Source organism: uncultured Campylobacter sp. (assembly GCF_938045205.1).
GTDB lineage: Bacteria > Campylobacterota > Campylobacteria > Campylobacterales > Campylobacteraceae > Campylobacter_B.
Genome location: NZ_CALIMY010000110.1, coordinates 1 through 10,680 on the forward strand (window position 1 = coordinate 1; position 10,680 = coordinate 10,680).

8 protein-coding genes, 1 tRNA gene and 1 pseudogene are annotated in these 10,680 nt (G+C 45.7%); 5 read left to right on the top strand and 5 right to left on the bottom strand.

All coding sequences use genetic code 11. The annotated features are described in order from the left end of the window. The coding region (locus tag Q0198_RS06760) for an ankyrin repeat domain-containing protein (protein ID WP_297896358.1) at positions 1 to 1,063 on the top strand (1,063 nt) is incomplete at its 5' end. 316 nt (positions 1,064 to 1,379) lie between these two features. After that, positions 1,380 to 1,454 (top strand) — tRNA-Glu (locus Q0198_RS06765). Between the two features lie 179 nt (positions 1,455 to 1,633). Here the strand turns inward: Q0198_RS06765 and Q0198_RS06770 are convergent. Both Q0198_RS06770 and bioB read right to left on the bottom strand, forming a co-directional pair. Then, positions 1,634 to 2,059 carry a hypothetical protein gene (locus Q0198_RS06770; RefSeq protein WP_297896359.1) on the bottom strand — a complete coding sequence of 142 codons (426 nt, stop codon included), beginning with the start codon at positions 2,057 to 2,059 and terminating at the stop codon, positions 1,634 to 1,636. Positions 2,060 to 2,098: 39 nt separating this feature from the next. Further along, positions 2,099 to 3,091, bottom strand: a complete 993-nt coding sequence (gene bioB / locus Q0198_RS06775) for a biotin synthase BioB (protein WP_297896361.1) — start codon at positions 3,089 to 3,091, stop codon at positions 2,099 to 2,101. A 235-nt stretch (positions 3,092 to 3,326) separates the two neighbouring features. Here bioB and mnmG point away from each other — a divergent pair, with 235 nt between their 5' ends. Further along, positions 3,327 to 5,219, top strand: coding sequence for a tRNA uridine-5-carboxymethylaminomethyl(34) synthesis enzyme MnmG (mnmG, locus tag Q0198_RS06780; protein WP_297896363.1), 1,893 nt, complete (start codon positions 3,327 to 3,329; stop codon positions 5,217 to 5,219). Positions 5,220 to 5,773: 554 nt separating this feature from the next. On the opposite strand, the gene Q0198_RS06785 is transcribed toward mnmG, so the two are convergent. From Q0198_RS06785 to Q0198_RS06795, 3 genes are read right to left on the bottom strand one after another with little or no spacing between them, the layout of a single operon-like run. Continuing rightward, entirely contained in the window at positions 5,774 to 6,301 is a 528-nt protein-coding gene (locus Q0198_RS06785) for a cytochrome c3 family protein (protein ID WP_297896364.1), read from the bottom strand. After that, positions 6,298 to 8,055, bottom strand: a complete 1,758-nt coding sequence (locus Q0198_RS06790) for an FAD-dependent oxidoreductase (RefSeq protein ID WP_297896366.1) — start codon at positions 8,053 to 8,055, stop codon at positions 6,298 to 6,300. Before Q0198_RS06790 ends, Q0198_RS06785 begins: the two co-directional genes overlap by 4 nt. Positions 8,056 to 8,077: 22 nt before the next feature. Beyond that, positions 8,078 to 9,502 (bottom strand): metalloid reductase RarA, encoded by a 1,425-nt coding sequence (locus tag Q0198_RS06795; RefSeq protein WP_297896367.1) that lies wholly within the window; start codon positions 9,500 to 9,502, stop codon positions 8,078 to 8,080. 306 nt (positions 9,503 to 9,808) lie between these two features. Here Q0198_RS06795 and Q0198_RS06800 point away from each other — a divergent pair, with 306 nt between their 5' ends. After that, entirely contained in the window at positions 9,809 to 10,480 is a 672-nt protein-coding gene (locus Q0198_RS06800) for a response regulator transcription factor (protein ID WP_366111961.1), read from the top strand. Then, positions 10,473 to 10,680, top strand: a pseudogene (locus Q0198_RS06805) (sensor histidine kinase); the annotation flags it as partial. The gene Q0198_RS06800 and the pseudogene Q0198_RS06805, both read left to right, overlap by 8 nt.

Sequence of the window (10,680 nt, forward strand, 5' to 3'; positions counted from 1 at the left end):
AGACGTGAGTTTAAATTTTAGCAAAACCATATATTGGGATATAAATTCTCGCTGCAACCAAAACGCAGACGAGATCATTATAGCCGAAAGCGATACGAGGCACTCTATAGTTTGCCCCGGAAATAACAACGTCTATATTTTGGCGGGCGGCAGAAGCGATGTGAAAGACCCATGGGGAAACGATATCTTTGTAATGGGCGAGAACGATGATAAAATTTCAAAAAGCTGGGGTACAAATATATTTATATTCGGCAAAAGATGGGGGCATGATAAGATAGAAATCGGCGATTCTAGGATAAATCCGGCGTCAAACCCCGAATACAAAAACGAATTTCCTTACGAGTTTAGCCACTTTTTCATCTTTGATAGTGGGGTTAAAAAGGATGATTTAGTTTTTAACTTTAACAAGATAATAAATTTAAAAACAAACGACTCTATAGAACTTACGGATTTTAACGGCATAAATTTGATTTTTAAAGACGAGCCGGGTAAATACTATGGTACAAATTTATTAAAGGAGATTTACGACGAAAGCTCTCCCGTTGCACCCAAAACCGAAGAGAGATTGAGTGCGGATGAGATACAAACGCTGCTTCACAAAACGGCATATTCAGACAACGCCGAAGATGCTAAAAAATACTGCGAAATGGGCGGCGATCCGAATTTTAAAGGTCATGAAAATACCACTCCCATCGAAATGGCGGTAATGTTAGGTAGCGAAAATTCGCTTCGCGCGATGCTAGAGTGCGCAAAAAGACTGACTGATAGCGCAATGATGATGAGCGTATTTGGAAGCCAACACGACGATGAGAAGAGTTTTAGGCTCGTAAAGCTTTTAGAAAAATACGGCGGAAATTTTAAAGCAAAGGATAGGGATGGTTGCTCCATGGTAAATTATGCGGCAAGTTCTCATAGTCTAGAAATCGTAAAATATCTAGTAGAAAGAGGCGCCGATCCAAAAGCTAGATGTTCTCATAACCAAAGCGTAATTCCATCGGATTGGGCAAGGAAAAATGAGGATAAAAGAGTATATGAGTATCTAAAAAGCCTAGAAGCCAAATAAAAGCTATGCTAAATTTGGCTTCTTTATCGTTTGCTTTGAATCAGCGCGATAAAATTATTGGCGTTTTTGATGCTGATAGCAAGGCGCAGCAAGCTTTTATGATATCGATTTGGCTTATGGCTGCAACGACGGAACTTATTTATGTGCCATCTAGAATGGGCGGCATATCGGACTCTCTATAGCACCAAGATTTGCGGCTATGCCAAAAAGCTTTAAGTTTTCGGCGAAAATTTTATTTTGCATTATTTTTGCAGAAAATATATAATTTAATCCAAAATTTATATACACTTCGCTATTATCTTATTTTTAATTTCGCGGCCCACTCGTCTAGTGGTTAGGACGCTGGCCTCTCACGCCGGTAACAGGAGTTCAAATCTCCTGTGGGTCACCATTTCGTTGCTTAAAATCAATTAAAATTTTCTAGCATTTAGCTGCCTGCCCTTGAAATTTAAGACCTTATTTGTTTTTGTAATATGTTGATTAAAATTTCATCATATTTTTACCGAGGCTAATTGATCTAGAATGAAAGTCGCGCGAATTAAAATTTAGATCAAATTGTAAAATTCACGGCTAAATCCTACCGCTACTTATATTTTCCAGATTGCGCAGCCTATTCCAGTTCTGCTCGTTTTGTAAATTTCGCATATTTTGTCGCTGCTGCATCTGCCCCAGCTGCTGCTGCGTTTGCTGTTGCATTAGGCTTTGCTGCGTGGCTATATACTGCTGCTGCGCTCTTTGCTGAGCTTGCGCACTATTCGCCCTAAATGAATTAAACGCGTCTTGCGATGCCGCTTGCTCTTGCACTGCCCGCGCGGCTTCGGCTTTGATTTTTTGCCGTTTTGCACAGCGGTTTGGCTGCTCCTTATTTAGCGAGCTTGCGACGTCGCATCTGCTCGCGCCTGTTGCAAATAAGGCCTCCTTGCCGTCCTGCGAGAGCGGCGAGCAACCGCAAAGCAATACGACTAAAATCAAGGCAGAGAAAAATTTTAATTTCACAATTACATCTCAAATTTTATCTTTAATTCCCGACCAACGCTAATCCGCGCCCTTTGCGAGGTCGAATCCGCACTGCGCTACAAGCGCCTTATCGCTTGCGATGCTATCGCCGGTAGTGGTTAGGAAATTGCCCGTAAGCGCCGAGTTGATGCCGCATCCAAGCGCTGTGCGCACGTGCTCGCCCAAATTTCGCCTGCCGCCTGCGAAGCGCAGATACGCGCGCGGCAAGATAAAGCGGTAGATCGCGATCGATTTTAAAATTTCATCGTGCGCTAGCGGCGCGGCGTCTTGCAGCGGAGTGCCCTTGATCGGGGTCAGGATATTGATCGGCACGGAGCTGACGCCCAGCTCTCGCAGTTGCAGCGCCATATCGATGCGATCCTCCATGCCCTCGCCCAGCCCAAAAATCCCGCCGCTACATACGTCAAGCCCTACAGCGCGGCAATTCTCGATAGTTTGGATGCGGTCGTCGTAGCTGTGCGTCGTGCAGATCTGCGGATAAAATTTTCGCGAAGTCTCGAGATTATGATGATAGGTCTGCACGCCGCTCGCTTTAAGCAGCGCCAGCGCGGGCTTTGAAGCGATCCCCAGCGAGGCGCACAGATGCAGCCGCGTTTCGCTTCGCAGCCGCTCATAGATCGCGCAGTATGCCTTAAGATCGGAGCTTTTTTGAGAAATTCCGCGCCCGCTGGCGACGAGCGAAAAGCGGTGCGTCTGCTCGGCTTCGTTTGCAAGCGCGGCGCTTAGCACTTGCCGCTCGCTCAAAATTCCGTAAGTCTCGCAGCCCGTGTTAAAATGCGCCGACTGCGCGCAGTATTTGCAGTCCTCGCTACAGCGCCCCGATTTTACGTTTATGATCGTGCAGAGATTAAATTTATCGCCGCAAAACTCGCGTCTGATCTCATCCGCCGCCGCAAAAAGCGCGCCCAGATCCTTGCACTGCGCCAGCTCTAGCGCCTGCTGCTTTACAATCTCGCAGCCCGCCGTCACGCGATCTTTCAGCGCGCAAACATAAGCTTTATCTATCAGCATTCATCCTTTTTGATAAAAATGCGTAATTATACAACGCTAAATTTAAAGCAAAGCCCGCGCGTGAAATTTTGATGCAGGAATTTTACGCTAAAAATTTCGCGCGGAATTTTACGCCCCCCCCCGCCGATTTTGTGCCGCGATTTTTACGGACGGCTAGTCTGCGTCATCTGCACGCGATTTATCGTTTTGAAATTTTATTTTAGCTAAAATTGCGGCTTTAATTTAAAGGCAAAAAATGAAATACGACGTTATCGTTGTGGGTGGCGGGCACGCGGGTATCGAGGCAAGCTTAGCCGCCGCAAAAATGGGCGCAAAGACGCTGTTAATTACGATCTTGGCCGAACAGATCGGCGCTGCGAGCTGTAACCCCGCAATCGGCGGCCTTGCTAAGGGACATCTGGTAAAGGAGATCGACGCGCTGGGCGGTCAGATGGGGCTTGCGGCGGATGTATGCGGGCTGCAGTTTAGAATTTTAAACGAGAGCAAGGGCCCCGCCGTGCGCGGCTCGCGCGCTCAGATCGATATGGATGAATACCGCATCTATATGCGAAATTTGCTGCTAAACACGCAGGGGCTGGACGTCAGCCAGGAGATCGCGAGCGAAATTTTAACCCGCGAGCAAGGCGGCGCTCTGCGCGTTTGCGGCGTAAAGAGCCATCTTGGCAACGTTTATGAGACCGAGCATCTGATAATCACCGCCGGCACCTTTTTAAACGGGCTAATTCACGTAGGCGAGAACAAGCTGCAAGCGGGGCGCGTGGGCGAGCTGGCGAGCGTCGAGCTAGCCGAATCGCTGCGAAGTCTGGGGCTGCAAATGGGGCGGCTAAAGACGGGCACCTGCCCAAGGATCGATGCTAAGACGATCGATTTTAGCGTGCTTGAGCGCCAAGACGGTGACGCGGATCCGCGCGCTTTTAGCTTTCGCAGCAAAAATTTTGCGCCGAAGCAGCTTGCTTGCTTCATCGCTTATACGAACGAACGAACGCACGAGATCATCCGCGAAAATTTCGCCCGCGCGCCGATGTTTACGGGACAAATTTCAAGCACGGGCCCGCGCTACTGCCCGAGCATCGAGACTAAAATTTATGAATTTCCAAATCGCGACCGCCACCACGTCTTCGTCGAGCCGCAGACGCGCGAGGCTACGGAGTATTACGTAAACGGCCTTTCTACGAGCCTTCCTTACGACGTGCAGATTGCGTTTTTGCGCACGATCAGAGGCTTTGAAAATGCAAAAATCGTCCGCCCGGGCTATGCGATCGAGTACGATTTCATTGATCCTACCGAGCTTAAACACAGCCTCGAGACCAAAAAGATCCGCGGGCTGTTTTTAGCAGGCCAGATCAACGGTACCACCGGCTACGAGGAGGCTGCGGCGCAGGGGCTGATGGCGGGCATCAACGCCGTGCTTGATTTGCGCGGGCGGCAGCCTCTGATTTTGCGTAGGGATGAGGCGTATATCGGCGTTTTGATCGACGATCTGGTTACCAAGGGCACGAACGAGCCCTATCGAATGTTTACTTCGCGTGCGGAATTTCGCCTGCTGCTGCGCGAGGGCAACGCCGTGCTGCGCCTAAGCGAATACGGCCGCGAGATCGGGCTTTTAGACGAGGTGAGCTACGAGAGGGCGAGCAAATTTAAGCTCGATGTGGAAAGCGGAATGGAATTTTTACTAAAAACGCAGATTACCCCTTCGAAACAGACGCTTAGCCTGCTGCAAAGTATCGGCGCAGAGCCCATTTCGCAAAGCTGTAGCTTGCAAAAAATCGTAGCCAAAAGCGGCTTTTCAAAGGCGGGCCTGCTTGCTCTGGCGCCGCATTTTGAGGGCTTTGGCGATGAAGTTTTGGATGAAATTTTAACGCAGTGCAAGTATTATTTCTACATCGCGATGCAGCGCGCCGAGGTCGAGAGAATGAAAGGGTTGCTTGGCGTCGCGATCCCGCCACAGATCGATTTTAGCAAGATCGGAGGGCTTAGCAACGAGATCGTGCAGAAGCTAAATCGCTTCGCGCCGCCGACGCTTTTTGCCGCGAGCGAGATCAGCGGCGTAACGCCCGCCGCGATCGATATTTTGCATATCTACATCAAGCAAAATTTTGGCGATAAGCTTGGGATAAAGCGAGAATAGAATGCTAAAGTATAAAAGGCTTAATAAAGTAATTTTAAAATTTATAGTGAAAAATCTGGACGATATTTTAAAATATGTTTCAGTTTGAACTAAAACTATGTTTTGATAATTACGCCAATAGTAAATTTAGATTCATTGTCAAGAATTGCTCAAAAAATACTTTTTTTTACATACGGTATGTCGCCGAAATTCTTTTTTATTCACTTCCCGGTTCAAAATTATTTCTCGAACAGCATAAATTAAAGGACGCGGCCGACAACAACATTCAAGAATTAGGTTTTAGTATTGACACCTCAGGAATAAACAACATATTCATATTAAAAGACGTTATACGAGAAGAAGAAATACCTACTATTTTTGAAGAAATAGTCGAACGATATATAGACGGCATTAAATATCTAAATTGTTTTAAATTTGAGCTACTAAACTACAGATATAAAAGAGAGATCCATTGCTTTTTGCTAAAATTGATAAGAGAAAATCCGCTTAACTTATCTTGAGCTATTTATATTTACAGAGGAGATAAATCCGCCCCGAGCGAGGCGGATTAAAGATTATTTTTCGCTAGGCGGATACATCTTCCAGCTACTATCTACTTTCCAGTCTATCGGGTGGCAAGACATACAAGTATTTAGCTTTTGCGGATGATGCACTGCGTGACATGATTGGCACTGAAGCATTTCATTGTCTCTATTATGGACACCATTATGCGGGTTAGACAAACCATAGTGCGTAGTCTTTTTCCTGATATCGTCTATCTTATGACAGCTGGTGCACTGCTCGTTTGTAAATCCTCTTTGTTTTGTTGGCATCTCAAAATCGCCCATCGCATACATCCTGACCTCGTTTAGTTGCTCACCTATGGTTGGTGTATGACAGTCGTGGCATGTTACATTTGCGTCGTTATGCTTTTTAGCTAGCAAATTTCCTTTTGTATAGGAGTCGTACTCTGGCTGCATGTTGTGACACAAGATACAAAATTCAGCCTTGTGGCTAGCTGCTTGTACCTGGTGAAACGCTATAAAACCTATGACAGCAGCTACTATTAGTCCTATTATCGTATATTTTCTTCTCTTGCTCATGCCATTACTCCTTTTGCGTTTGCCGCAGCCTGATAGCCTGCTAAGCGTCCATAGCATAGGCATGTTCCGTGGCTAGTGCCGGCTAAAACTACCGGATAATCGCCTAAAAAGCGCCCGCCCATAACATTACCGCAGGCATAAAGTCCTGAAATTTCGTTATAGTCAGTATCTAGTACATTTGCAGTACTTGGCTCAACAGTAAAGCCCCCCATGACGACCAGGCTAGCGCCCACGCCCATCTTGCCGGCATAAAACGGCGCGTGACGTACTGGAAACATCCTCTTTGAGGTCTTACCAAAGTCATCATCGTAACCTTTGTCGCATAGCTCGTTGTAGCGTTTTATAGTTACTAAAAACTGCGTTTGTGCCTTTTGATTATTAGGGTATAGCATACCGGCAAGTTCTTCTATGCTGTTTGCTTTAAATACATCAGGCATCTCTTCAATATCTTTTACCGATATATACGATGTTTTGCCTATCGCCCACTGGCAGTCAGATGGAAGCTTTGGATTATCTTCTACACAGTGGTTTACACTGCCGTGTGATACGCCCATGAGGCCGACTTGCTCTGGAAATTTAGAGTCAAATACCTGCCAGCCAAAGCCTCCTGGTTGGCGAGAGAGCGGCTGAGTGACTTGCTGACCGCTTAGATCTTCATTTGTAAAGCGTTCTCCCTTTGCATTTGTTAGTAAAAACGCATCAACGCCAAGCGGTCCGCCAAGCGTGTGAGCGACTGGTGCGTGCGGTCCGTCTTCTAGCTTTGCGCCTATCCATGAGCCAAGCTTATGCCCGTCTCCCGTGTTTGTCGGATTGTTTTTGTAGTCTCTGTTTGGAAACGGACAGAAGAAATTTGCCACCCACGGCACAAATGTTTTTACCATCTCAGGATCATTCATATAGTCTCCCGTGGCTAAGATTACTGATTTGGCATTTATCTTGATATATGAGCCATCAGACATATTTTGCGCGATCGCTCCTTGCATTTTGCCAGTTGTTTTGTCGCGAAGTAGCTTTTGTGCGCGAGTTTTGAAGATATATTTTGCGCCTTGTTTTATAGACTTTTCATAAACTAGCTCCATCATCGGCTCTTGGCTAGGCAAAAATGTCATAACGGTTGGATAGCTTGGGCTGTTTTCCTTACTTGGGTCGTATCCGGCCGGGAGTGGATAGTGCATAAGCATCAAATTTATCTTACTTCTATCAAGCTGCGTATCGGTCTCTTTCATAAAATGCACCGCAGGAGCAAGCTCTATCATCCAGTCAAAGTCCTCGCCGCTGTGATCTGCCCAGTAGTTCCATACGCGCTGATCGGCGCGGTATCCCATCTGTTTTAAATGCTCATTTATAGCTGCATTCTTGTCATATTTGATACCAAGCTCTCTTTGAAATTTATTGCCTAGAGTGCCGTACTGACCGCTTCTAACTTGAAAGCGACCGGCTTTTTCTAGGACGATAACCCTTGCACCTTTTTCAGTTGCAGCGCGCGCAGCGTGGAGTCCCGAAACGCCGGCACCTATGATAAGTACATCGGTTTCAAGCGTCTCTTTGATATCTTTGTCTGAAATTTGCGGCTCAGCGCCCAGCCATTTTGGCACTTCAGGGGCTTTTGCAACTTCCTTTTTTGGATGGATGAGGTGATTGTTCGGGTTATCACAGCCTGTTAGTAGCGCAGATCCAGCCACAACCGAGCCAAGCGTGAGCGCTCCGCTACGTTTTAAAAACGAGCGGCGTGATAGTTCATTTTTTTCTACCATTTTATACTCCTTGTTTCAAGTTTTATTTTAATATGTCAAAGTCATAAGACGCTCTTAACCAAAGCTCTTCATCCGTCGTTTTGCCGTCAGAGCCACCGTTTGTATATTTTAGCTTTCTATCCATAGTTTCGTAGATAGCAGATAGCTTTAAGCCTTTTACTGCAGGGACTTTGTAAGAAACCTGCACGTCCCAGCCCTCTACATCTATCCTAGTTCCTGGCGCTTGACCGTGCAAGTCGCCTGACCTGACGTTGCTGCCGTTATGCTGCTTGCCATACCAGTAGTCAGCGTCCACCCTAAGACCGTCGACGCCTACGTTGCTAAAGTCATAGCCTGCGCTAAATTTATGTAAATTCATACCAGCAAAATTCATAAATAAAAACGGACCATAGATCGGAGTGGCCGTAAATGAGCCAACGTCGTTTCCTATGCCTTGAAGCGACATCTGGTTTTTGCTAACGGTCGAGTATGCGTATCTAAAATCAGCGCCGTAAGCGTTATAAAGTCCTATCATGCCTGCATAGTAGTTGCCGTTAAAGTCGAAATTCTCTTTTAAAGTACCGTTTGTTCTTGAGCCTTTATACATAAAGTCTATTCCAACTACCGCGTTTTCAAAAAGCGTAGGCGTTTTGTAGCCAGCAGCTGCGAAGTAGAAATTTATATCGCCTTTTGAGTTGGCCGCGTCATCGTATTCAAGACCAGATACATTTGCATAACCGGCCGTGAGCGAGACGCCTGGGATGCCGCTATATGTTGCAAACGAATTAAAGATGTTGTCAAATTTGTAAGCGCAAGGCCCAAAGCCGCCGATGACAACTCTGTCTTTAAATCTTGGCGCACCATGATCGCCGCCCGTTACGGCGCTTGATCTGCCGGCAAATTTCCAAAAGTCAGCTAGGCCGATAACGGTATTTATACTATCAAGCTTTATCCTAGCGCTCACGCCCTCAAATGCCTCTTTGTAGCCCACGTCCGTGTTTGTAGCCACAAGCGGCGGCACGAGGCCTGTGTATTTTGAGTTGTAGTACTGGCGGCCTAGTTTAAAGTCGATGTAGTCATTTTCATATCCTAAGTAGGCCTCTGAAAGAGCTATGCCTTCGCTATTCCAGTCATAGGCAAAATACTCTTTTGCGGCCTTTGACGGACCGAAATTTACCAAACCCTGAGCCGTAAGACCAAGCCTAAAGCCATAGTAAGAGCCAGTTAAGAACCTAAGCTCAGCACCTAAACCACCGATGTGCTCACGAATTTTATTTGTTCTGCTAGCTGGTGGAAAGTACTCTGTCGAGTCCATATCGTAGTATGAAAATACGGTCGCACCCATAGTGCTTGCCTGCAAAGCCTCTTCCAAGCTCTCACTTGCGCTTGTACAGGTAGCCATAGCCATAAACGCAGCCAAACTAAGAGCAAATTTACTCTTGCTTGTGGTTAAAAAAGATGTTTTCACTCCAAACTCCTTAAATTTCTTTTTTAGGCATTTAATAATGCCGTCTTTTTAAGCTTGGCTTATCGCATCATCATTTGCGATCATGCCGCGCTATGTAAATTTTGTCTTTTTAGTTTTGCCATTTGGTGATATGTCTAGAATAACCACGCTCTTTTAAAACACAAAGCCACTGTATTTTATGGCATCTCCCTTGGATCAATAAGCACAATTATAACACGCAGGCTCACGAAAAACGGTAAGATTTTGGTAACATTAACTAAAAAATATTTTTTAGTTTTAAATTTTAAATTTGATATAATCTCTACTATGATAGAAATTTTACTTATAGAAGACGATCTTGAACTGGCCGAGCTTTTAAAATTTGCATTGGCAAAAAGTGAGATTGGCGTAACCATAGTCACAAATCCGGTTGAAGGACTTAAAATTCTAGACGCAAAAAATACTTTTGACGCATTGGTGCTTGACCTTGGCTTGCCTGATATGGACGGCCTTGAGGTGTGCAAGCAGGTAAGACATAGCTACCCGTCTCTACCTATCATCATCTCATCGGCTCGCAGCGAAACGCTAGATAAGATAAAGAGCTTTGAGCTTGGGGCGGACGACTACATGGCAAAGCCCTATGAGCCAATAGAGCTTGCATTTAGGCTAAGGGCGATACTCCGTCGAGGGATACAAACCAGCAACGACTCCAAAACCTTTTGCGTCGATAAACAAAGGCGTATCGTCATAAAAAACAAAGAGGAGATAGCGCTAACGAAAGCGGAATTTGACATCTTTATCTACCTTTATGAAAAAGAGGGGATAGTCGTATCAAGAGAGGATATTTTGTTAAATTTAGGTCAGGCCAAATTTCAAAGTGGGCTAAAAAGTATCGACGTAGCCATAGGGCGCTTGCGCCAAAAGATAGGAGACGACCCTAAAAATCCACACTTCATCCATCCCGTGCGCGGTATAGGGTATAAATTTATTAATGCGTAATATATCTATCATCAAACTCATATCTTTTTTCTTTTTTGCTGCGCTTATTACAGTAAATTTGGCATTTTTTATCGAATCAAAAAGGCAAATAAGAGATGCGGAGTATTTTACCTACCAGCGCTTTATGCTAGGCATGCGCATACGCGGACAAGAAGACGGCAATATAACCAAGCAGCTAGCGCAAATCGGACTTAAAAATA